Below are 22481 nucleotides of genomic sequence, written 5' to 3'. Positions count from 1 at the left end.
TCCCCGCCCGCCGGAAGGGGAATCGTCTGCCCCGTCAGTGGGTTGCGTTCACCCCTTCGCTGTCCCAGTGGCAATGAGAAGGAGTGGCCGGATGGTCGCATCGTCTGTGGACGAACTGCGGATTTCGTTGGAGAAGGAGGCTACCGAACTGGCTGCGCAGCGAGACCGGCTGCGCGAGGAACTGGTGGACGTGGAAAGGCAGTTGGCGGCCCGGCTCAGCGCGGTGGAGCACCTCGCGCTGATCCGTCCGCTGGTGCCGCTGCCGCGTGCCGAGGCCGAGGCCGCGGCACCGGTCGAGGTCGCGCCGGTCGAGGCCGAGCCCGTCGTCGAGGCGCCGGTCGAGGCTGCGCCGGTGGCCGAGGCCGTGGTCGAAGAGGCCGCGGTCGAGGAAGCGCCGGTCGAGGCGGCGCCGGTGGAGGCAGCCGTGGAGGAGGTCACCGCCCCGGCCCCGAGCCGGAAGCGGAAGGCGGTTGCGGCAACGAAGGAGAAGACGCGGATACAGTCCGCGTCGACACGCAAGGCTCCGGCGACCAAGTCCGCCGCCGCCAAGCCCGCCGGAAAGCCCGCTGCCAAGCCGGCGACCAAGGCCACCGCCAAGCCCGCCGCCAAGAAGAAGTCCACCCGCGCGAAGGCGGCTCCCGTCGAGCCGGTTGCGCCCGAACCGGCGGCCGCTCGCCCGGTCCGCTCCCACCTGCGCGACGAGATCGCCGCGTTGTTGGAAGGCACCGGCGAACCCATGAACGTCCGCCAACTCACCGAGGCCCTGGGCGAGACCGCCACCAAGAGCCGGATGGAGAGCGTGCGTACCTCCACGGAGGGCCTGGTCAAGGCCGGGCGCGCGATCAAGGCCGGCCGCGGCCTGTTCACCGGCCCCGGCGCCTGAACCACCCCCGGGTACGCCCGGATGCACCGGCCACCGCCGGCCCGACGGTACGCCTCGCGGCTGCCTCGGGCCGGCGGTGTCGTCCCCCGCCGACGCTTCACCGACCTCGGCCACGAACGCGCCCGAACCCCCGCGCCCCGCCCCGCGCCGGCCGTCCGTCGGCGACACGTTCGGCGCCGGCGATGTTCGCCGAACGTGATGGAACGTTCACCGCGATGCCTGTCGGCCGGGCGTGTCGGGCCCCTAGATTGGCCTGGACCACCCCACACGGCATCTGGAGATGAGAGTTCGTGGCCGAGCCCATACTCGATGCAGAATCGGCTTTACCGGAGCGGAAGATCGACACCGAGGTGGCGCACACCGCCCGCGTGTGGAACTACTGGCTGGGCGGCAAGGACAATTATCCCGTGGACCGCGAGACCGGCGATCAGATCGCCGCGATCCACCCGGGAACGCGCGACTACGCGCTCGCCGACCGGCAGTTCCTGGGCCGAGCGATCCGTCATCTCGCCCGCGATCTGGGTATCCGCCAGTTCCTCGACATCGGCACGGGACTGCCGACCGCCGGGAACACCCACGAGATCGCCCAGAGCGTGGCCCCCGAATCGCGCATCGTGTACGTGGACAACGATCCCCTGGTACTCGTGCACGCCCGGGCCCTGCTGACCAGCAGTCCGGAGGGGGCGACTCGCTACATCGACGCCGACCTGCGCGACGTCGACGAGATTTTGGCCCGCGCGGCCAAGACGCTGGACTTCGACCGACCCGTCGCCCTGGTCCTGCTCGGCGTGATCATCTTCGTCAACGACGACGACGAGGCGTACGGGACGGTCCGCCGACTGCTGGACGCGCTGCCCTCCGGCAGCCATCTGGCCCTGTCCCACACGGTGACCAGCCCCCCGGCACCGCCGGACGTGGACGACGCCGTGGCGTTCTGGAACGCGCACGGCACCCCCCGGCTCAAGCAGCGCTCCCCCGAGGGCATCGCGCGCTTCTTCGACGGCCTGGAACTGCTCGAACCCGGCGTCGTCTCGTGTTCGCGCTGGCGTCCCGAGACCGGCGACAAGACCCCGGACGTGGCCATGTACGGCGCGGTGGGACGAAAGCCGTAGCCGCCGGGAGCAGCGAGGGCCACGTGCCACCGGTACATACCACCGGCAAGTGCCGCCCCGCCGAACCCGCGGTCGGCCCGGCATGGCATGGCGGCCCCTCCGATCCGTCCGCATCGGAGGGGCCGCCGGTACAGCGGTGTCGAGCGCTATCGCCGGAGGACGAGCGTCGGATCAGCCCTGGTGGCCGCCACCGTGGTGCTGCGGGGCCTCGCTCTTGTGGTGCTCGCCCTTGTCGTGCTCGCCCTTGTCGTAGCCACCCTTGTCGTGCTCGCCCTTGTCGTAGCCACCCTTGTCGTGGTCGCCGTCGACGTTCGCGCACACATTGCCGATGGCCGGGTTGAGCAGGCCGATGATGTTGACGGTGTTGCCGCAGATGTTGATCGGCACGTGGATCGGCACCTGGATGTTGTTGCCGGACAGCACGCCCGGCGAGCCGACCGCCGCACCCTGGGCCTCGGAACCGGCGTTGGCGACACCCGCACCCGACATGACGAGCGCGGTGATACCGACGGCCAGGGCCGCGGTCTTCTTGAACGTGTGCATGTGATCTCCGTTTCGGATGGCGCCGCGGATGGCGCGTCCGTCCGGTGCAACGACCCGAAACAGGGACGGCAACTGGTGATTCGAAGTGTTCACCCGGGTGGCGGCACGCCGCCGGTGCGGGCGCAATGCCGGGTCGACGCGGCGGGTTCGGCGTGTCGGGGCGGGGGGTACTGGTCGCCGAACCGCGCCGGTGCCACCCGGCGGGCGAAGCCCCATCGCAAGCCGACCCCAGGAAGCAGGGCCGCATCGTGCCTGTCCCCTCCCACCCGACCCGCCGCGCCCTCCTGTTCGGTTCGGCCGGTACCGCCGCCCTGCTCGCCGGCGGTCCCGGGGCGCTGCTCGGCACCGGGTCCGCCGCACCGCGACCCGCGCTCCCGGTCGCGGACACCGCCGTGTCGCTCGACGCGGCGCCGGTGACGGTCGACCTGGGTTCGCGCACCGTGCACACGTGGGGCTACGCCGACCGGGTGCCCGGCCCGGAGATCCGGGTCACCGCCGGCGGCACGGTGTCCGCCCGGTTGCACAACAACCTGCCGCAGGACACCACGGTGCACTGGCACGGCGTACGGATCGATCCCACGATGGACGGCGCCCCCGGACTCAGCCAGGTCGCGGTGGCACCGGGCGACGTCTTCGACTACCGCTTCACCGCGCCCGATCCGGGCACGTACTTCTACCACTCGCACGTGGGCACCCAACTCGACCGCGCGGCCTACGGAGCGCTCGTGGTGGAGGACCCGGCCGAGCCACTCGGCTACGACGCGGAGTGGACCGTCGTCCTCGACGACTGGATCGACGGCACCGGCACCGACCCGGACGCGGCGCTGGACCTCATCCGCACCGGGCCGGCGCAGACCATGCACAGCACCCTGCTCGGCGGGGTCGCCGGCCACATCGACTACCCGCACTACCTCGTCAACGGCCGCACCCCCGAGGCCCCCGAGGTGTTCACCGAGACCCCCGGACGCCGCATCCGGCTGCGCCTGATCAACGCCGGGGCGGACACCGCGTTCCGGGTCGCACTGGGCGGGCACGAGCTGACCGTCACCCATACCGACGGATACCCGGTGTCGCCGGTCACCGTGGACACGCTGCTGATCGGGATGGGCGAACGCTACGACGTGCTGGTCACCCTGGCCGACGGGGTGTTCCCGTTGGTGGCGGCCGCCGAGGGCAAGAACGCCCGGGCGTTCGCCGTGCTGCGCACCTCGGCGGGCGAGGCGCCGTCGGCCTCGGTCGCCGTGCCCGAGTTGCGCGGCCGCCTGCTCACTCTGGCCGACCTGGTCGCCGACCCCTCGGTCGATCTGGGTGACGCGCCGGCGCGCGGCGTGGATCTCGTGCTGGGCCGCGGCCGCAACGGAACCGGGTGGACCCTCGGCACGAGCTCCGCGTTCGACTCGCCCCCGCTGCGGGTGCCGGTCGAACTCGGCGAGCGGGTCCGGTTGTCCTTCACCAATACGACCCGCATGTGGCACCCGGTCCACCTGCACGGGCACACCTTCCAGGTGCGGGGCGCCAGGGGTCGCGGTCCGCGCAAGGACACCGTGATGGTGCGTCCACGGGAGAGCGTCACCGTGGACGTGCTCGCCGAGAACCCCGGCGAGTGGATGCTGCACTGCCACAACCTCTATCACAGCGAGTTGGGCATGATGGCGACCTTCGGCTACGGCGAGAACCCGCCCCCCGGCCCCGACATGCCGGGCATGTCGGGGCCGGGCTGACCCGGTTCGCCGTCGCGTGGGGTGCCGCCGACGGACATCGGGGCCGGTCAGCAGTGGCCGGCCGGCTCCGACCGTCCGCACACGTTCGCCGTGAACGTGTTGACCGCCGCGGCGTCCCGGTTCGCCAGGTCCGCCGGTTCGTTGCGCTGCACGACGTTGTCCCGGACCACGTTGTTCGCGGTCGGCCCGCCGGCGAAGCTGGGCGCCATCACGATGCCACCCGACATCGGCGACTCGCCCCGGTTGTCCCGGACCTGATTGTCGCTCACCCGCGTCTCCTGGGCGCCGGTGAGCACGATGCCCGACCCCTGGATGAAGGCCAGTCGCGAATTGCCCTCGCAGTATTTGTTGTTCTCGTCGATGCGATTGCGGCGGATGTCCAACGCCCCGGCCACCGGCTTCGTTTCGTCGCCCACCACGAACACACCGGCGCAGTTCCCGGTGAGTTCGTTGTACTCGATCGTCAACGCGCGCCCGCGCCGGATCAACACGCCCAGCCGGTTGCCCGATGCGTGGTTGCGGGCGATGCTCGCGCCCATCGCATCCGCGGTGTCGGCCAGGAACAGACCCGCCTGGGCGTTGTCGTCGGTGGTGTTGTCGGTGAACTCGGCCCGCGTGGACTGTTCCTGGCCGATCCCGTGCTCGCCGTTGTCGTGCGCGAACACGCGTCGCACCCGCATGTGTTCGGTGGCACTGCCCATCACACCGGTCTTGGTGAAGCCGGTGACCGTCAGCGATTGGATCCGCACGTCGGACACCGGGTGCTCCGCGGTGCCGAACACGCAGATCCCGTGGCCGGCGGCCGCGCACGCGTTCGCCGCGTCCGGTTCGCCCGGGGTGATCACGGTGCGCTCGCCCGCGCCGCGGATCGTCAGGCCGTCCGTGCCGATCAGCACGCTGCCGGGGTAGTCACCGGGCAACACCTCGATGATGTCGCCGGGCGCGGCCGCGTCCACGGCCGCCTGGATCGATTCGCCGGGATGGACCACGTGCCGGGTGTCGGCTTGTGCGGCCGGGGCCAGGACCGAGCCCAGCGCGGTCAGGAAGGTGGCACAGGCAAGGGGAAGCAGGCGTTGTGCGTGCATGAGCGTGGTTCTGCCTTCATGGGAGAGGGGGAATGGAACGGGAAAACGGGGGGTTCGGTTCAGGAAACGGGTTCGGGCAGAGCGGCCGGGGCGACTTCGACGGTGTCCGCGGTCATCGTCTCGACCAGGCCGGTGGAGTGCTTCCCGGCGCGGAACACGGGGTGGGCGAGCACTCGGCGCAGGAAGCCCAGCGTGGTGTGCACGCCGCCGCCGGCCACCCGGAACTCGCCCAGCGCACGCTCGGCGCGCGCGATGGCCCGGTCCCGATCCGGCGCCCAGACGATCGCCTTGGCGAGCAGCGAGTCGTAGTCGGGGCCCACGGTCCATCCCTGATAGGCGTGGGTGTCGATCCGTACGCACGGACCGCCGGGCGGCACGAACTCGGTGAGCCGACCGGGCGTCGGCGCGAACCCGCGGGCCGGGTCCTCGGCGTTGACCCGGCACTCGATCGCCACCCCCCGCGGCACCACGTCCTGCTGAGTGAACGTCAGCGGCGCGCCGGCGGCGATGGTGAGCTGTTCGCGCACGATGTCGACGCCGGTGACCATCTCGGTCACCGGATGCTCCACCTGGATCCGGCAGTTGATCTCCAACAGGTGGAACCGGTGCTCCGGGGTGACCACGAACTCGAAGGTGCCGGCGCCCACGTAGCCGACGGCGGACGCACCGCGCAGCGCCGCCGCACACATCGCCTCGCGCACCTCGGTCGGCAGGTGCGGGGCCGGTGACTCCTCGACCAGCTTCTGATGCCGACGTTGCACCGAGCAGTCCCGCTCGCCGAGGTGGACCGCGCCGCCGTGCCGGTCGCACAACACCTGGACCTCGACGTGCCGCGCGTCGTCGATGTAGCGCTCCAGGTAGAGCCGTTCGTCCCCGAACACGGCCCGCGCGTGCGCCCGGGTGTCCTGGTACGCCCAGGCCAACTCGTCCGGGTCGCGCACCACGCTCATGCCGCGACCGCCACCGCCCGCGACCGCCTTGAGGATCACCGGGTAGCCGATCCGGGCGGCGATCTCGACCGCCTCGGCCGGCGAGGCCAACGGGCCGTCGCTGCCCGGCAGGACGGGCAGCCCGGCGGCGGCCATCACCGCGCGCGCCTCGCTCTTGTCGCCGAGCCGCTGCATCACGTGCGGCGGCGGCCCGATGAAGGTGATCCCGTTCGCCTCGCAGATCTCCGCGAAGTCGGGGTCCTCGGACAGGAATCCGTAACCCGGGTGGATCGCCTCCGCGCCGGTGCGCCGGGCCGCCTCGATGATGGCCGGCATGTTGAGATAGCTGGATCTGGCGGGTGGGGGACCGATGTGCACGGCCTCGTCGGCGAAGCGCACCACGGCGGAATCGCGGTCCGCGGTCGAGTGCACGGCCACGCTGCGGATGCCGAGTTCGCGGCAGGTGCGAGCCACCCGCAGGGCGATTTCGCCTCGGTTGGCGATGAGCACGGTCGAGAACACGCTGGACCACCTCGGTCGTCGTCAGTGCCGGGTGTGCGGGCCGCCGCGGCCCGTCCCGGAACGGTCTTCGGGCCCACCGTCGTGGTCGGTGCCCCCATCGTGGCCGGCCGCGCGCGGTTCGATCGCGATCAACGGCTCCTGGTACTCCACCGATTGCGCATCCGGCACCAGCACCTCCACCACCCGCCCGGACACGTCCGCGGTGATGGTGTTCATCATCTTCATGATCTCCAGGATCCCCACCGTCTGGCCGGGGCGGACGGTGTCGCCGACGCTGACGAAGGGCTTCGCGCCCACCTCGGGCGCGTGGTAGAAGGTGCCGACCATCGGGGCGCAGACGAACCGGCGTGCGCTTTCCGCCGCGACCGGCTGCTCGACCTGCGGCGCGGCTGGTGCGCCGGAGGCCACCGGCGCCGGGCCGGGCGCGGCGGAGTCGGGCCACTCGATCTCGATGCTGGTGTCGCCGCACCGCAACCGGATCCAGCGCGGCGGGTTCGGCGCGGTGCGCGCGTGCTGCGGCCCGTCGGCCGGTTGCGCGTGCGGCTGAGGGTGCGGTTGCGGGGCGTGTGCGGGGTTCAGCGGCTTGACCCACCGCTCGTCCGCGTAACCGGAGTGGTGGTTGACGTGGTCGTCGACGTGCGCGTCGCGCGCTTCGGGGGTTCCGGGGTGTGGGGTCATGACGCACTTCCTTCGGCACGGGCATCCGGCGCGACGCCGAAGCTCCGGAATCGGTCCCCGCGTTCGCGCAGGAGCCGGGTCTTGTCCAGCGCTCGCAACTCGTCGATCACCGGGATCAGGGCGGCGCGCAGCAGTGCGGCGGCCCGGCCCGGGTCGGTGTGCGCGCCGCCGGGCGGCTCGGGCACGATCGCGTCGACCACACCCAGGCGCAGCAGTTCGCGAGGGCGCATGCGCAGCGCCGCGGCGGCCGCGGGCGCCGCCGCGGGGTCCTTCCACAGAATGGCCGCGCAGCCTTCGGGGCTGATCACCGAGTAGACGCCGTGCTCGCCGATCAGTACCCGATCGGCGACCGCGAGCGCGAGGGCGCCGCCGCTGCCGCCCTCGCCGGTGATCACCGTGACGATCGGGGTGGGCAGTCGGGCCATCAGGCGCAGGTTCTCCGCGATGGCGACGGCCTGGCCGTCCCGCTCGGCGTCCGGTCCGGGGTTGGCCCCGGGGGTGTCCACCAGGGTGAGTACCGGCAGGCCCAGTTTGGCGGCGAGCCGCATCAGCCGGGCGGCCTTGCGAAAGCCCGCCGGGGTGGCCATGCCGAATTTGCGGTGTTGGCGTTCGGCGAGGTTGTCGCCACCCTTCTGGTGACCGATCAGCATCACCGGCAGGCCGTCGAGCCGGCCGATGCCGCCGACCACGGCGGGGCAGTCCGCGCCGATCCGGTCGCCGTGCAACTCGTGGAAGTCGTCCAGGAGTCGGCCGGCGTAGTCCAGGGTGGTGGGTCGCCCGGGGTGCCGGGCCAGCCGGACCGCCTCCCACGGGTCACCCTCGTCCGGCTTCCCGCGCACGGCGTGGCCGTTGGCCGCGTGGCCGCTCGCTGCGTGGCCGTTGGCAGGGTGACCGTTGGCAGCGTGCCCGTTCAGCCCATTCGCCGCGGGCCCGCTTGCCGCGGCCTCGTTCGGCCCGAGCCCGTTCGCCGCGAGCCCATTCACTGCCGACCCGCTTACGGCCGCCCCCACCAGGGCCGGCATCTCCGCGACCGGCTCGGCCCGCGACTCCTCCGGACGCGCCTCGCGCGGTTCGTCCAGGCCGAGGAAGTGTCGGATCGTCGCGCGCAGCGCCGCTCGGGGTGCGATCGCGTCGACCATCCCGTGTTCGAGCAGGAATTCGGCGGTCTGGAAACCGGCGGGCAGGCGTTCGCCGATGGTGTGCTCGATCACCCGGGGACCGGCGAAGCCCATCCGCGCGCCCGGTTCGATCAGGATGACGTCGGCCAACGTGGCGAAGGAGGCGGCCACCCCGCCGTAGGTGGGGTCGGTGATCAGCGACACCACCGGGACGCCGGCCTCGTCCAACTCCGCCAGGGCGTGCGCGGTCTTGGCCATCTGCATGAGCGAGAGCACGCCCTCCTGCATCCGGGCTCCCCCGGAGGCGGTGACCAGCAGCAGCGGAGTACGGGTGCGCAGGCTCTCGTTCGCGGCGGCGGTGACCAGCGCGCCGACGGCGCAGCCCAGACTGCCGCCCAGGAAGCGGAAGTCCATCGCGGCCACCACGACCGACCGGTCGTGGATGGTGCCCCGCGCGCACAGGACCGCCTCGTCCATGCCGGTCGCGGCACGCGCCTCGGCCAGGCGTTCCGTGTACGGGCGCGAGTCCACGAAGCCCAGCGGGTCGTGCGGGGTGGGGCCGGCGGTCAGCGGGGTCTGCGAACCGGGGTCCAGGAGTTGGTCCAGTCGCTGCCGGGCCGTGAGTCGGGCGTGGTCACCGCAGTCGGGGCACACCCGCAGATCCCGGGTGAAGCGTTTGCCGTATACGAGTTCGGCGCAGCGCCCGCACTTGACCCAGTCGGGTCGGGCGTGGACGGTGAGCCCGAGGTCGGTCTCGATCATGGCTTCGGAGTCCTTGGACGAAGGGGCCTCGGACGAAAAGGCCCAGGACGGAGCGGCCTTGGACGGAGCGGCCTTGGACGCGGGGAGTTCGACGGACGAGAGCTCGGACCGGATACGTTCGTGCGCCGGGAATCGGAACGACCGCACCGCGCCGCGACGTTCGCGCGTTATGCCTGTGCGTCCCGCTCCCAGCGGTAGAACTCGCGGGCCATCGCGTCCTGCGGTGACCGCCAGGTCTCCGGGTCGTAGGCGTTCACGTGCACGGCCAGCCGCTCGCTGATGTCGCGGAACTCCGGGTGTCCGGCGACCTTGGCGACGGCCGGCCCGGGCGGGCGGTCGGCCTCGATCAAGTGCAGGTACAGGTCGCCGAACTGGAACAGGCTGCGGCCGGTGACCCCCACGAGGTGCGGGAGTTCACCGGTGTCGGACGTGGCGAAGATGTCCGCGATCCGGGGTGCCGAATCGGGCTTCATCCGGGCCACGATCAGGGTGCGGTGCATGTGCGGTGGTCCTTCCCGGTCTGTCGGTCGATGACCGGCGGGACCGCGGGATGCGGTCCCGCCGGCGGGGGGGCGCCGTCGTCGGACGGGCCGGCGGCGGCGCGACGGTCACCAGGTGCGGGCGGTGGGCGCGACGCCCATCTCGCGGGCGCGCTCCTGGATGCGGTCCCGGATCAGCTCCAGTTGCACGCGCGAGTTGCGGTTGATGTTGTCCGTCATCCACGCGTCGTCGACCGGGGCGGTCTCCTTCATCGCGAAGTCCTGCACCCAGCGCATCCGCACGCCGTCGGGGACCTCGTGGTACTCCCAGCGGATGTGCATGTGCGCGAACGGCCCGGTCTCCACCCGGCGGGCCCACACCGTGCGGGCGTCGCGGTCGGCCTCGCGCTCGGAGACCCAGCTCCAGACCTTGCCGTCCTTGTCCGGGTGCATGGTCAGCCGGAAGGTGACCTTGGCGTCCTCGCGCGAGAGGATCTCCACCGACGCGTATTCGCTGAACAGGTCCGTCCAGTGCTCCACGTCGTTGGTCATGTCCCAGATCAGGTCGAACGGGGCCGCGATGACGATGTCGTTGTCGGTATGGCCGGCCATGTCACACTCCGGAGGTGAGTTGGGAGTTGGTGGTTTCCAGGAACTCGCGCGGGGTCTTGCACTGGTCCACGTCCGCGCCGAGCGGGAATTGGTAGCGCCGCTCCAGTTCGGAGACGATCCCGAGCAGCCCCAGCGAGTCGAGTCCGAATTCCTCGAACGTCGACCCCGGCAGGCTCATCCGTTCCGGATCGGCGGTGACGCCGGCGCAGGTCTTCATCAGCGCGGCGAGTTCTTCGTACGTGAAGGGTCCGTTCATCGCAGGCTTCCTTCTTCCGTGCTTCCTTGCGGGGGACCGCTACGCGGTCGGGAAGGGCGTGCCGGGCCGGCCTTCGCCGCGGCGCAGCACCAGTGCCGCGTTGTGGCCCATCAGCCCTCGACTGAGCACCAGGGCGGTGCGCAGTTCGGCGGTTCGGGCCCGGCCGGTGACCAGATCCAGGTCGTGGCAGACGTCGAAGACGCCCGGGGTGGGCGGCAGTACGCCGTGTTCCATGGCCAGGATCGCGGCGGCGCAGTCCAGGACGGGTGCGCCGCAGTACGCGCGGCCGATGCCCGCTTTGGGGGCGGTCACCGGCACCCGGGCGGCGTGTGCGCCCAACGCGTCGGACAGGGCCAGTACTTCGGCGTGGTCGGCCTCGCGCACCCCGAGGGCGTCCGCGAAGACCACGTCGATGTCCTGCGGGGCGCATTCGGCCTCGGCGAGCGCGTCGCGGATCGCCCGGGCGAGGCCGTGCCGGGAGGGTTCCCAGCCCGAGGTGCCGGTGAACGTCGCGCCGTGCCCGGCCACTTCGGCCCGGATCCGGGCGCCGCGCCGGTGCGCCGCCGCCGCCTCCTCTACGACGAACATCGCGCCGCCCTCGGCGGGGGCGAATCCGCACGCGGTCGAGGTGAACGGGAGGTACGCCTGCCCGGGTTCGCGGGCCAGGCTGAGCGCGTCGTATCCGAGCTGGCACACCATCGAGTACGGCGCCAACGGGGCCTCCGCCGCGCCGACCACGACGGCGTTCGTGCCGCGGCTGATGGTGCGGGCCGCGTGCGCGAGGGCGTCCAACCCGCCCGCCTCGTCGTTGGCCAGCACCGCGCACGGCCCCTTGAAGCCGCCGCGGATGGAGATCTGGCCGGTGGTGGCGGCGTAGAACCAGGCGATGGACTGGTAGGGCCCGACGAAGCCGGGTCCCTGTCCCCACAGGTTCTGCAGCTCCCGCTGGCCGAACTCGCCGCCGCCGGAGCAGCTCGCGGTGGTCACCCCGACGCCGAAGGTGGGCATCGGGCCGAGCGCGGCGTCGGCCAGTGCCTGATCCGCGGCGACCATCGCGAAGTGCGTGAAGCGGTCGGTCTGGACCAGGAAGCGCTCCTCGACCACCGCGGCCGGGTCGAAGTCGCGCACCTCGCCGGCGATCGCCAACGGCAGGTCGCCGCAGCCCTCGCGGGTGATCCGGTCCAGGACGCACAGGCCCTCGCGGGTGGCCTTCCAGAACACGTCGGCACCGATGCCGTTGGGTGCGACGACGCCGACACCCGTCACCACGGTGCGTCTGGGTGCGGAGATGTTCACCGGGGTCTCCTTTCCCGGCGGTCCAGCACCACGGCGGACTGGAATCCGCCGAACCCGCTGCCCACCGACAAGACCGTGTGCAGAGCCATCGGCCGGGCCGTCCCCGGCACGTAGTCGAGGTCGCACTCGGGGTCCGGGGTCTGGTAGTTCGCCGTGGGCGGCACCGCCTTGTGTTCCATCGCCAGGGCGCACGCGGCCAGTTCGATCGCGCCGATCGCGCCGAGCGAGTGACCCACCATGGACTTGATCGAACTCATCGGGGTCCGGTACGCGTGCTCGCCCAGTGAGCGCTTGACCGCCGCCGTCTCGTGGCGGTCGTTCTGTTTGGTGCCCGAGCCGTGCGCGTTGACGTAGTCGACGGCGGTGGGGTCGACCCGCGCGTCCGCCAGTGCGCGATCGATCGCCTCGGACATCTCCAGGCCCTCGCGGGTCAGGCCGGTCATGTGGTGCGCGTTGCCCCGGGTGGCGAAGCCGCCGACCTCGCAGTACACGTGTGCACCGCGGCGCCGGGCGTGTTCGAGCTCCTCCAGCACGAGCACCGCGGCGCCCTCGCCCAGGACGAAGCCGTCCCGGTCCGCGTCGAACGGCCGGGAGGCGTGTGCCGGGTCGTCGTTGCGGGTCGAGGTCGCCTTGATCGCGTCGAAACAGGCGACCGTGATCGGCGAGATCGGCGAGTCCGAGGCACCGGCCAGGTAGACGTCTGCCCGGCCCTCCTCGATCGCGTGCGCGGCGTACCCGATCGCGTCGAGGCCGGACGTACAGCCGGTGGACACGGTCTGCACCGGGCCGCGGGCGTCGAACTCCTCGGCCACCTCGGAGGCCAGGGAACTCGGCGAGAACGCCCGGTGCAGGAACGGATCGGCCCGGTGGGGGTCCACCGCCCAGTCCCGGCCCGAGCCGCTGACCGCGACGTAGTCGTGTTCGAGCCGGGTGGTGCCACCCACGGCGGTGCCGAGCGAGACGCCGAACCGCCAGGGGTCCTCCCCCTCCCGGTCCAGACCACAGTCCCCCATCGCCTCGGCCGCCGCCGCGAGCGCGAACTGCACGTAGCGGTCCGCGCGCTCGACCCGGTTCCGATCGACCCCGCAGGCGATCGGGTCGAAGTCGCATTCGGCGGCGATCCGGGAGCGGAAGCCGGTGGGGTCGAAGAAGGTGATGCCGCGGGTCGCCGTACGGCCGGCCATCAGCATGTCCCAGAACGCGGTGACACCCACGCCGCCGGGCGCCACGACGCCGACGCCGGTGACCGCCACCCGGCGCCTCAAGAGTCGACGCCCACGGTCTCGGCGGGCTCGATCCCCTCCGTGTCGACGTGCCCCAGTTCCGGTCGGGGCGCCAACGGGGCGAGTTGGAAGACCATGCGCGCCTGCACCCGGCCGACGTTGCGGAACCGGTGCCGCATGTTCTTGGGCACCATCAGGCCCTGGTCGGGCTGGAGTTCGTAGGTGACGCCGTCCAGGTCGACCTCCAGGGCCCCGGTGACGACGTGGATGAACTCCTCGGAGTACGGGTGGTAGTGCTCGCCGATCATGTCGCCGGGCTCGATGATGGCCAGGCCCATGAAGCCGCTGGTGGATCCCACCGTCGCCGGCCCGAGCGTGACCCGCAGGTCACCGCCCCGGCGCCGGTTGGGCTCGATCTCGTCGACGTTGACGATGCGTACGGTCTGCGTGGTCATGTGTGCCACCTCCAAGTGGCGGGCGGCGCCCGCGGGCGCCGCCCGGGGGGTCAGGCGTCGCGGTCGGCGCGACGGTCGGTGACGAGGGTGGTCTCGGCCGAGGCCAGCAGGTGCCGCAGGCCCTCGTCGGTGTCCAGGGCGCCGTCCTCGCCCACGTCCAGGAGCCGGCTCAGCCGGGCCGCGGACTCCTTGCGGTCGATGCCCAGCAGCAGCGCCGGGTCCTCCGGTTCGCCGCGCACGTCGAGCACCCGGATCAGGATGTCGCCGCGCAGGAACACCGAACTGCTCGCGATCGGCCCGGATCCGGACGCGATCACCCGTTCGTCGTGGCGCTGGAGCACGGTGGCGGCGGATTCCCCGCAACCGTGCCGAACCGGGTACAGCAGCGCGCGGCGCTTGGTCGACGCCTTCGCCGACTTTCCGGCCGGCGCGTTCAGGTGGTACGCCTCGGCCAGCGAGGAGCGCATGAAGAACGCCCGGGCGGCCTCCGAGTCGTTCAGGTCGCGGGCCTCCTCCAGATGCGGGTTCAGCAGTTCCTCGGCGGCCCGCACCTGCGGCTGCTCGGCCACGTGCCGCAGCGCGGCCCGCAGGTCGCCCTCGACCTCGATCGCGCGCACCACGCGGTTGCCGAGCATGAACACCGACGTGCGGCGCAGCGACGTCGTGGCGTTCACCCGGGCCGTGGGCGACTTGTAGCCGGCCAGGATCTCGGCCACCTCGGCCTCGCTGCCGGGCTTGACGGTGAAGGTCAGCGCGCAGCGGACCACGCCGGGCGCCGCCGGGGCCGCGGCCCGCGCCTTGTCGGTGGCCCCGGCCCTGGTCGGGCCGGCCTTGGCCTTGTCGGTCGGGCCGGCCTTGGCCTTGTCGGTCGCCTTGGTCTTGCCGGTCACCTTGGCCTTGCCGGTGGCGCCCGCCTTCGCCTTCGCGCCCGCGGCCCCCTTGGTGATCGCCGGGCCGGCCGCGTCCGCACGCAGGTCGGTCTCCCGGGCCACCGCGAAGCGCAGCGACCGGGTGCCGCGCACGCAGCCGTGCAGGGGCTGCACCATCACCTGGTGCTCCGGGCTGTCCACCCAGGCCAGGTATTGCGCACTGCCCTCCCACTCGCTGGTGATCAGCCACTGGGTCGGGTCCTCGATCGACTGGCACAACTGGTCGCGCAGGTGGCCCGGTACGGCGGCCACCTGGTGCCGAATGCGTTCGTAGGCTTCGAGGAAGCGCTGCTCCGACCCCTCGTGCAGCTCCAGCATGAGCAGTACCCGGAGCTTGGACGAGGTGTCGGCGGTGGGATTCGCCGCGGAGTGGACCAGGGTGTCCATGTCATTCCTTTGGTCATGGGATTCGGCCTGCGTGGTGATGCCCGGTACGGGCGATCCCGGGGGACCGGGCCGCGCCGAAGCCGCCCGGGGAACGGGGATGCGAAGGTGTGACGCCGTGCGCCGCGCCTTGCCGCGCGACGCACCCGAACACCGACCGATCCGTCCGTCGGGGACCCGGCCTCGACTTCGAGCGTGGCGGCGAATCATCACTCTCTGCATCTTTTGAGGGCATATGAGTGACATTCGCCGCGACGAACCCCTCTTCCGGCTTCAACGGGAACAGGAGGACACCGACGGACGCGACCCCGCAGCGGGGTCGCGTCCGCAGTCCTCGCCAACGCAGGAGAACTGATGAATCCCGAGATCGAACACCGGGTACCTATCCTGGTCGTGGGCGGCTCGCTGGTCGGGCTGTCCACGTCCGTGTTCCTGGGCCGACTCGACGTGCCGCACATGCTGGTGGAGCGGCACGCCGACACCTCCCGGCACCCCCGCGGACGCGGCAACAACGTGCGCACGATGGAGTTGTTCCGGACCGCGGGGGTCGAGGACCGGGTGCGTGCCGCGTCCGCCGTGCTCGCCGACAACCACGGCATCCTCCAGGCGCACACGATCGCCGGGGACCGTCAGGAGTGGCTGTTCAAGGAGATCGACCCCGGTGGCGGCCTGGCCCGGTTCAGTCCGAGTTCGTGGTGCCTGTGCAGCCAGAACGACCTGGAGCCGGTGCTGGCCGACTACGCCCGCGAACTCGGCGGCGACCTGCGCTTCGGCACCGAACTCGTGTCCTTCGAACCGGACGAGGACGGGGTCACCGCGGTCGTGCGGACCCGGGCGAACGGGCAGGAGCAGATCGTGCGGGCGGACTACCTGGTCGCCGCGGACGGGCCGCGCAGCCCGGTGCGCGAGCGACTGGGCATCGCCGTGTCCGGTCCGGGCGACCTCTTCCACAACGTGAGCGTCACCTTCACCTCCCGCCGGTTGGCCGAGTTCGTCGGCGAACGGCGGTTCATCGTCTGCTATCTGACGAACCCTCAGGGCGAAGGCGCGCTGCTGCCGGTGGACAACGGGGACCACTGGGTCTTCCACCTGCCGTGGCACCCCGAACGGGGCGAGCCGATCGAGGCGTTCACCGACGAGCGCTGCGTCGAGCACATCCGGGCCGCCGCGGGCGTGCCGGATCTGGACGTGGAAATCACCGGAAAGGCCCCGTGGCATGCGGCCGAGCGGGTCGCCGAACGCTACCGCGTCGGCCGGGTGTTCCTGGCCGGCGACTCCGCGCACGAGATGTCGCCCACCGGGGCGTTCGGCTCCAACACCGGGATCCAGGACGGACACAATCTCGCCTGGAAGCTCGCCGCCGTGCTGCACGGGCACGCGGGCGCCGACCTGTTGCACACCTACGAGGCCGAGCGCCGACCGGTGGCCCTGGCCACCGCCGCGCGCGCGTCCTCCCGATCGGCCGAGCACAGCCACCCGGGATACGCCGCTCCCCCGGTGGGCGGCGCCAAGCAGCCCGGCGTGCTGGGTGTGGTGCTGGGCTACCGCTACGCGTCCGCGGCGGTGCTCGGCGCCGACCCCGAAGTCCCGGTGCTGCCCGAGCGGTTCCGCCCGCCCGCCGGCGAACCCGGCAGCCGTGCCCCGCACGTGTGGCTGCACCGGGACGGCGTTCGGCTGTCCACCCTGGACCTGTACGAGACCTCGCCGGTGCTGCTGGTCGGCGCTGGTGCGGCGGGCGAGGCGTGGCAGCGGGCCGCGCGGGCGGCGAGCGGGCGGCTCGGCGTGCCGCTGGTAATCCACCGGGTGGGTACCGAGGCGGAGTCCGCGTTGGTGGACCTGGTCACCGCGCCGGACGTGGACTGGGCGGAGCTGCACGGGGTCACCGACGAGGGGGCGGTGCTGATCCGTCCGGACGGGTTCGTCGCCTGGCGGGTGCCGGCCGCCGAGTTGGACCCCGAGGAGACCATGGTCACGGTGCTGCGCGCGGTGGCGTGCCGGGCCGAGGCGGATGCCGGGGTGGGCGGCGAACTCGGCCGGTAGGAACGGCGGACCGAGCGCACCACGGCCGGCCCCGGAGTGGTATCCGGGGCCGGCCGTGGTGCGCTCGGGTGCGGGCGGTGGGACTACGTCGGCGGCAGCAGGTGGGCGAACACCACCACGTTGTCCTTGTAGTCCTTGGCCTTTTTGTCGTACACGCCGCCGCAGGTGATCAGGCGCAGTTGGGCGTCGGTCGTCTTCCCGTAGACCCGCTCGTCGGGGAAGGCGTCCTTGGGGAAGGCCTCGACGGAGTCCACCGCGAACCTGGCCACGCTGCCGTCCGCGCGGGCGATCTCCACGGTGTCGCCGGGCTTGAGGCTGCCGAGCCCCCAGAAGACCGCCGGGCCCGTCATCGTGTCCACGTGGCCGAGCACGATCGCGTTGCCCCGGGCGCCCGGGGTGACGCCGTCCTCGTACCAGCCGGCCAGGTTGCGGTCCGCGGCGGGCGGTACTTCCAACACACCGGAGGCGTTCAGGCCCAGCCCGATGAACGGCGCGTCCACCTTGATCCTGGGGATCTTGATCCGCACCGGCTGCGAGCGGCGCATCGCCGGCGCCCCGTCGGGGGTCGGGCTCGCCGAGGGTGCGACGGGCGGCGAGGCGCCCGGTTGGGCGGCTGCGGGCACCGGTTGCGGCGGCGGCCCGGAGTCGGTGCTCAGATCGTGCTTGATCATCAGGACGCCCAGCAGGATGGTCGTCACGGCGATCATCATCAGTTTGCCGGCGCTCATGCGGCGGGGGGGCGGGGGCTCGGACGTGTCGTTGGGTGGTGCCGGGTCGTGCAAGACGGTCCCTCTCTCCTGGGCCGACGGACCGGGCGATGCCGCGCCGACGGCGACATTGCCGTGGCCACCGCCCCGGTGCGGGGCGGTGGCCACGGTGTGTTGCCCGGACGGGCGGATCAGGCCTGGGCCGCCGCCGCACCGGGACGACGGCGCAGGGCGTACACGCCCATGCCGATGCCGCCGGCGATCAGGGCCGCACCCGTACCGAGCGCCGCACCGTCATCGAGGAACGCGCCGCCGATGCCGGTGTGCACGCCACCGTGCGGGCTCTTGTGGTCCTTCCAGGACTTCTCGTGCGAGGAGCCTTCGTTGCCCTTGCTTTCGTGGGACTTGCCTTCGCCGCCCTTGTCCGAGCCCTCGCTCTGCTCGGAACCCTTCTCGGGCGTCCACTTCGACTCGCCGGACCAGGACTTCTCCGACGCACCGTTTTCGGGGGCCGCCGGGCCGGAATCGGGCTTCACCGGCGCCGGGGCGTCGGCGTAGGCGGACGGAACCGCCAGGGTCAGGGCGGCGAAGCCGAGGGCGGTACCGGCGACAAGAGTTCGTGCACGACGCATCGTGATTATCCTTCCGGCGCTTCGCGAACTGCCGACGGGCATCGGCACACGGGGATCGGCGAGGCGCCTTATTCACCATCGAACGGCCCTGGCCGACCCGCGACCCGCGTGACTGCATTCGAGGGGCCTTTGTGGGCCTCCCGGGCGGATATCGCCACCTGCTTCACTCGCCGGGAGCAGTCCGATGTTTAGCGCAGGGTCACGAGAAATGACTTTCGGTAGCCACACGCGCGGCGGGCCTTTCCGGGGCCGGTGCGCGGGTCCGCCGGCGGTGCCGCTCGCGGCTCTAGGCCGGGACCGTGCACTCGAACATGTGCAGCGACGGGTTCACCGCGCGGACGTCCCGGCCGCGCAGGCCCGCCTGTTCGATCAGGGTCAGCAGACTGTCCTTGGTGTGCTTGCGACCGCCGACGTTGAGCAGCAGCAACAGGTCCATCGCGGCGGTGAATCGCATCGAGGCGGTCTCGTCGACCAGGTTCTCGATGATCACGACCCGGGAACCGGGCGCGGCCGTCGCGACGATGTTGCGCAGCGTGCGCAGGGTGCTGTCGTCGTCCCACTCCAGGATGTTCTTGACGATGTACATGTCGGCTCGGACCGAGATGTCCACCCGACAGTCGCCGCCCACCAGGCTTGCCCTGGAGGCGAGTTCGCCGCCGGCCCGGAGCCGGGGGTCGGCCGCGGCGACCACGCCGGGCAGGTCGAGCAGGGTGCCGCGCAGGCTCGGGTTGCGCTCCAGGAGGGTGGCCAGCACCAGTCCCTGGCCGCCGCCGATGTCGGCGACACTGTCGATGCCGGTCAGGTCGAGTACCGCGGTGACGTCCTGCGCGGACTGCCGGCTGGACTGGGTCATCGCCCGGTCGAACGCGGCTGCCGATTCCGGCGCGTCCTCGTGCAGGTAGTCGAAGAACTGCTTGCCGTGCAGGGCCGGGAAGACGCTCTTCCCGGTGCGGACCGCCTCGTCCAGGCGCGGCCACACCTCCCAGGTCCACGGCTCGGTGGTCCACAGCGCGACGTCGCGCATGCTGCGCGGGGCGTCGGCGCGCAGCAGTCGGGACGCCTCGGTGTGCGTGTACCGCCCGTCCGGCTCCTCGGCGAAGATGCCCTGGCAGGCCAGCGCGCGCAGCAGCCGGTGCAGCGCCCCGGGATGGGCGGACACCGCCCTGGCCAACTCGTCCACGCTCGCCGGGCCCTCGCCCAGCGCGTCCGGGAGTCCCAGGCGCAGTGCGGCGCGCACCGCCGCGGCGGACATCGCGCTGAACGCCAGCTCGCGCAGTCGGGTGGCCGCCTGCGGGGCACTGGTGACGTCGGTATCGGTCATGCTGATCGCCTCTCAACCGGTGGACCATCCGGGCCGGGCCGGCGGAACTCGACCGCAACGACCCGCGCACCGACGTCCCGGCGGTCCGCGCCGGGGCTGGAACGACTGTGACCCACAGTCGCCGACCTGCCGCCGAGGCGCGGCCGGTTCGAGCCAAGACGCGCCCGGGAGTCATCCGGATGGGCGCAGATCCGGCGACCGAACGCCGGCTGCGGCGCTTCCGGTGCAGCGGCGTTTTCCTTGTTTCTGCGCTTCCTTCTTGTTGCGGCACTTCTTTGTTGCGGCACTTCCTCGCTACCGCACTTCCTGGTTACGGCACTTCCTTGAGGGCCAGGAGTAGTTCGCGGGCGGTCAGTGCGGCCTGGAGTTGCAGGGTGACCTCGGGGTCGAGGGGGTTGGCGCCCAGGAGCTCGCGGATCTGGCCGATCCGGTAGCCGACCGAGTTGCGGTGCAGGTGCAACATCTCGGCGACCGCGGCGCGGCTGCCGTTGGTGGCCAGCCACGCGCTGAGCGTGGCCACCCACTCCTCGCGTTCCAGGATCGGACCCAGGTGCTGGTCCACGAACGCCTGGAGCCGGGCCGGCGGCACTCCGAACAACAACTGGGCCAGGCCCAGCGAGGAGAACATCAACTGCACCTCGCCCGGACGCCGACGAAGCAGCCCGAGCACCGTCTCGGCGTCGTGGAACGAGCGTGCGGTGCCGCGCGGATCGCTGACCGTGGGCCCGGCGGCGGCCAGTACCGGCACATCGCCGACCATGCCCTGGAGCCGGATCCGGATCCGGCTGATCTCCCGCTCGACGTTGCCCGAGAGCACCGCGAGTCCCAACTCGCCTTCCTGGCGCACCGGCATCTCCAGCCAGGACAGCGCGGTGGTCCAGGTGCGCTGGTTGGGTCCGGCGTAGGCGAACACCACGGCGGAGTGCGGGCGATCCAGGTGCAGCCCGAAGCGCGCGGCGGTGCGGGTGACGTCGGCGAGGTTGCGCAGCGCGCCGTAGCGCAGTTCGTCGATCAGCCGGCCGGCCGTCTCGGCGGTCGCGGTGGCCACCGCGTCCCGGCGGATCGCCTCGATCGCCACCGCCGTCACCGCCGCGCGCAACAGCGGTTCGTCGTCGGCCGCGCCGTCCGGTTCGCCCAACAGCAGCAGCCCGACCCGGCGTTGCGCCACCCGGACCGCGAGGGCCGAGGCCCGCCAGCCCTCGTCGCAGGTGACCTCGACCACCTTGTCCTCGACGAACACGTGGGCGACGGCGACCGGGGTCATCGACTCGGTGCCGTCGTCGGTGGCGGCGAGTACCCCGCCGTGCACCCCCACCAGTCGGGCGGTCCTACCGGTGCGTTGGGCCAGGGCTCGCAGGATCGCGAGCCAGCCGTCGCCGGAGAGGGCCAGCACGTTCAGTTCCCGCTCGAACGCCTCTGCCCGGTCCGGCACGGGGGTCCGGTGTTCCGTGACTTCTGCCTTGTCGATCATGGATTTCCGCACCTTAGCCGGTCGTTGTTACGCGGAACAGATACTTCGATCGGTCACTTCCCGTTACGTCTTTCGTGGGGCAGGATGCGCGCATGCGAGCCTTCGACCTCGCGGCCGGTGCAAAGGCCGCTGCCCAGGCTGCGGTGCATGCCGCCGCTCCGGATCTGGTTGCCCTCAGTCACCGTCTGCACGCCCACCCCGAACTCGGCTTCGCCGAGGAACGGGCCTGCGGTTGGCTGGGCGAACAATTGACCGAGCACGGATTCACCGTCACCGCCGGGGTGTGCGATCTGCCCACCGCCTTCGTCGCCGAACGCGGCAGCGGACCGCTCGTGCTCGGGATCTGCGCGGAGTACGACGCGCTGCCGGGCATCGGGCACGCGTGCGGCCACAACGTGATCGCCTCCGCCGCGACCACCGCCGCGCTCGCGCTCGGCGCGCTGGCCGACGACCTCGGCATCACCGTACGCGTGCTGGGCACCCCCGCCGAGGAGAACGGCGGCGGCAAGGTGCTGATGCTGGAGCGCGGCGCGTTCGCCGGCGTGCACGCGGCGATGATGGTGCACCCCTCGCCTCGCGAGCGCCTGGACCCGACCTGTCTGGCCCGCGCGCAGTTGCACGTGGAGTACGACGGCCGGGCCGCGCACGCCTCCGCGTGTCCCGAGGACGGCGTCAACGCGGCCGACGCGCTGACCGTGGCCCAGGTGGCCATCGGGCTGCTGCGCCAGCACATGACGCCGGATCAGCGGGTGCACGGGATCACCACGACCGGCGGGCAGGTGCCGAACGTGATCCCCGAGCACACCGAGGCCGCCTACTACGTACGGGCCGCAACGCTCGCGGGGTTGACCGATCTGGAGGCGCGGGTGCGCGAGTGCTTCCAGGCGGGCGCGGTGGCCACCCGGTCGCGGTTGACCATCTCCTCGACCTCGCCCGCGTACTCCGAGTTCCGGCACGACGGCGATCTGTTGGCCGCGTACGAGCGCAATGCGCTGACCGTGGGCCGCGAAGTCCCGCCGGTGACCGCGGCCGACGACCGGCAGGCGGGCTCCACCGACATGGCGAACGTGTCGCTGGCCATTCCGTCCATCCAGCCGCTGGTCTCGATCGACTCGGGCGCCGCCGGGCTGCATCAGGCCGAGTTCGCCGCGTACGCGGTGCGGCCCGCCGCGGATCGCGCACTGCTGGATGGTGGTCTGGCGATGGCCTGGACGTGTGTGGACGCGGCGCTGGACCAGGGCCTGCGCGAACGGCTCCTGGCGGGCGCGCCGGCCGGGGACTGACCCGCCGACGGGCTCCGGGGCGATCACCCCGGAGCCCATC

General features: G+C 72.0%; 21 protein-coding genes. 5 read left to right on the top strand and 16 right to left on the bottom strand.

Translation table 11 applies throughout. The features are described from left to right. Positions 1–91 precede the first annotated feature (91 nt). Both ACZOOI_RS40190 and ACZOOI_RS40185 read left to right on the top strand, forming a co-directional pair. On the top strand, positions 92–883 hold the full coding sequence (locus tag ACZOOI_RS40190; protein ID WP_465281754.1) for a hypothetical protein: 792 nt from the start codon (positions 92–94) through the stop codon (positions 881–883). Positions 884–1173: 290 nt separating this feature from the next. Beyond that, complete coding sequence (locus tag ACZOOI_RS40185; protein WP_465281753.1) at positions 1174–1995, top strand: SAM-dependent methyltransferase; 822 nt, start codon at positions 1174–1176, stop codon at positions 1993–1995. Between the two features lie 171 nt (positions 1996–2166). On the opposite strand, the gene ACZOOI_RS40180 is transcribed toward ACZOOI_RS40185, so the two are convergent. Then, entirely contained in the window at positions 2167–2538 is a 372-nt protein-coding gene (locus ACZOOI_RS40180) for a chaplin (protein ID WP_465281752.1), read from the bottom strand. A 248-nt stretch (positions 2539–2786) separates the two neighbouring features. Here ACZOOI_RS40180 and ACZOOI_RS40175 point away from each other — a divergent pair, with 248 nt between their 5' ends. Then, positions 2787–4259: a multicopper oxidase family protein gene (locus ACZOOI_RS40175; RefSeq protein WP_465281751.1), complete on the top strand. Its 1473-nt coding sequence runs from the start codon at positions 2787–2789 to the stop codon at positions 4257–4259. Positions 4260–4306: 47 nt separating this feature from the next. Here ACZOOI_RS40175 and ACZOOI_RS40170 read toward each other — a convergent pair whose 3' ends face one another. The 11 genes from ACZOOI_RS40170 to ACZOOI_RS40120 all read right to left on the bottom strand — a co-directional run bounded on the left by ACZOOI_RS40170 (position 4307) and on the right by ACZOOI_RS40120 (position 14990). Continuing rightward, entirely contained in the window at positions 4307–5344 is a 1038-nt protein-coding gene (locus ACZOOI_RS40170) for a right-handed parallel beta-helix repeat-containing protein (RefSeq protein WP_465281750.1), read from the bottom strand. A 59-nt stretch (positions 5345–5403) separates the two neighbouring features. Next, positions 5404–6795, bottom strand: coding sequence for an acetyl-CoA carboxylase biotin carboxylase subunit (locus tag ACZOOI_RS40165; protein WP_465281749.1), 1392 nt, complete (start codon positions 6793–6795; stop codon positions 5404–5406). Between the two features lie 21 nt (positions 6796–6816). Continuing rightward, on the bottom strand, positions 6817–7473 hold the full coding sequence (gene accB / locus ACZOOI_RS40160) for an acetyl-CoA carboxylase biotin carboxyl carrier protein (RefSeq protein ID WP_465281748.1): 657 nt from the start codon (positions 7471–7473) through the stop codon (positions 6817–6819). Continuing rightward, the gene (gene accA / locus ACZOOI_RS40155) at positions 7470–9353 is read right to left on the bottom strand and encodes an acetyl-CoA carboxylase carboxyl transferase subunit alpha (RefSeq protein WP_465281747.1); all 1884 of its coding nucleotides are present in this window, start codon (positions 9351–9353) and stop codon (positions 7470–7472) included. The genes accB and accA overlap by 4 nt, the downstream gene beginning before the upstream one ends. Before the next feature lie 167 nt (positions 9354–9520). Continuing rightward, entirely contained in the window at positions 9521–9853 is a 333-nt protein-coding gene (locus tag ACZOOI_RS40150; protein WP_465281746.1) for a TcmI family type II polyketide cyclase, read from the bottom strand. A gap of 108 nt (positions 9854–9961) precedes the next feature. Then, positions 9962–10444, bottom strand: coding sequence for an SRPBCC family protein (locus ACZOOI_RS40145; protein WP_465281745.1), 483 nt, complete (start codon positions 10442–10444; stop codon positions 9962–9964). A gap of 1 nt (position 10445) precedes the next feature. Continuing rightward, a complete protein-coding gene (locus ACZOOI_RS40140) occupies positions 10446–10700 on the bottom strand; it encodes an acyl carrier protein (RefSeq protein WP_391589528.1) in 255 nt (84 codons plus the stop codon). A 39-nt stretch (positions 10701–10739) separates the two neighbouring features. Then, positions 10740–11996, bottom strand: coding sequence for a beta-ketoacyl synthase N-terminal-like domain-containing protein (locus tag ACZOOI_RS40135; RefSeq protein ID WP_465281744.1), 1257 nt, complete (start codon positions 11994–11996; stop codon positions 10740–10742). Continuing rightward, on the bottom strand, positions 11993–13261 hold the full coding sequence (locus ACZOOI_RS40130) for a beta-ketoacyl-[acyl-carrier-protein] synthase family protein (protein ID WP_465281743.1): 1269 nt from the start codon (positions 13259–13261) through the stop codon (positions 11993–11995). Before ACZOOI_RS40130 ends, ACZOOI_RS40135 begins: the two co-directional genes overlap by 4 nt. Beyond that, positions 13258–13674: a cupin domain-containing protein gene (locus tag ACZOOI_RS40125; RefSeq protein ID WP_391589525.1), complete on the bottom strand. Its 417-nt coding sequence runs from the start codon at positions 13672–13674 to the stop codon at positions 13258–13260. Before ACZOOI_RS40125 ends, ACZOOI_RS40130 begins: the two co-directional genes overlap by 4 nt. Before the next feature lie 50 nt (positions 13675–13724). Beyond that, complete coding sequence (locus ACZOOI_RS40120; protein ID WP_465281742.1) at positions 13725–14990, bottom strand: SchA/CurD-like domain-containing protein; 1266 nt, start codon at positions 14988–14990, stop codon at positions 13725–13727. 351 nt (positions 14991–15341) lie between these two features. Here ACZOOI_RS40120 and ACZOOI_RS40115 point away from each other — a divergent pair, with 351 nt between their 5' ends. After that, positions 15342–17027 carry an FAD-dependent oxidoreductase gene (locus ACZOOI_RS40115; protein ID WP_465281741.1) on the top strand — a complete coding sequence of 562 codons (1686 nt, stop codon included), beginning with the start codon at positions 15342–15344 and terminating at the stop codon, positions 17025–17027. An 83-nt stretch (positions 17028–17110) separates the two neighbouring features. Here the strand turns inward: ACZOOI_RS40115 and ACZOOI_RS40110 are convergent, their stop codons facing one another. The 4 genes from ACZOOI_RS40110 to ACZOOI_RS40095 all read right to left on the bottom strand — a co-directional run bounded on the left by ACZOOI_RS40110 (position 17111) and on the right by ACZOOI_RS40095 (position 21158). Further along, positions 17111–17755, bottom strand: coding sequence for a class F sortase (locus tag ACZOOI_RS40110; RefSeq protein WP_465281740.1), 645 nt, complete (start codon positions 17753–17755; stop codon positions 17111–17113). Between the two features lie 170 nt (positions 17756–17925). Beyond that, positions 17926–18366, bottom strand: coding sequence for a hypothetical protein (locus ACZOOI_RS40105; protein WP_465281739.1), 441 nt, complete (start codon positions 18364–18366; stop codon positions 17926–17928). A 286-nt stretch (positions 18367–18652) separates the two neighbouring features. Continuing rightward, positions 18653–19687 (bottom strand): methyltransferase, encoded by a 1035-nt coding sequence (locus tag ACZOOI_RS40100; RefSeq protein ID WP_465281738.1) that lies wholly within the window; start codon positions 19685–19687, stop codon positions 18653–18655. A gap of 310 nt (positions 19688–19997) precedes the next feature. Then, positions 19998–21158 carry a PucR family transcriptional regulator gene (locus ACZOOI_RS40095; protein ID WP_391589520.1) on the bottom strand — a complete coding sequence of 387 codons (1161 nt, stop codon included), beginning with the start codon at positions 21156–21158 and terminating at the stop codon, positions 19998–20000. Between the two features lie 92 nt (positions 21159–21250). Here ACZOOI_RS40095 and ACZOOI_RS40090 point away from each other — a divergent pair, with 92 nt between their 5' ends. Beyond that, complete coding sequence (locus tag ACZOOI_RS40090; RefSeq protein WP_465281737.1) at positions 21251–22441, top strand: amidohydrolase; 1191 nt, start codon at positions 21251–21253, stop codon at positions 22439–22441. Positions 22442–22481 lie beyond the last annotated feature (40 nt).

This window comes from Embleya sp. L77 (genome assembly GCF_055557415.1).
Note: the sequence above shows the minus strand (reverse complement) of the source record. Positions and strands in the feature narration are given on the sequence as shown.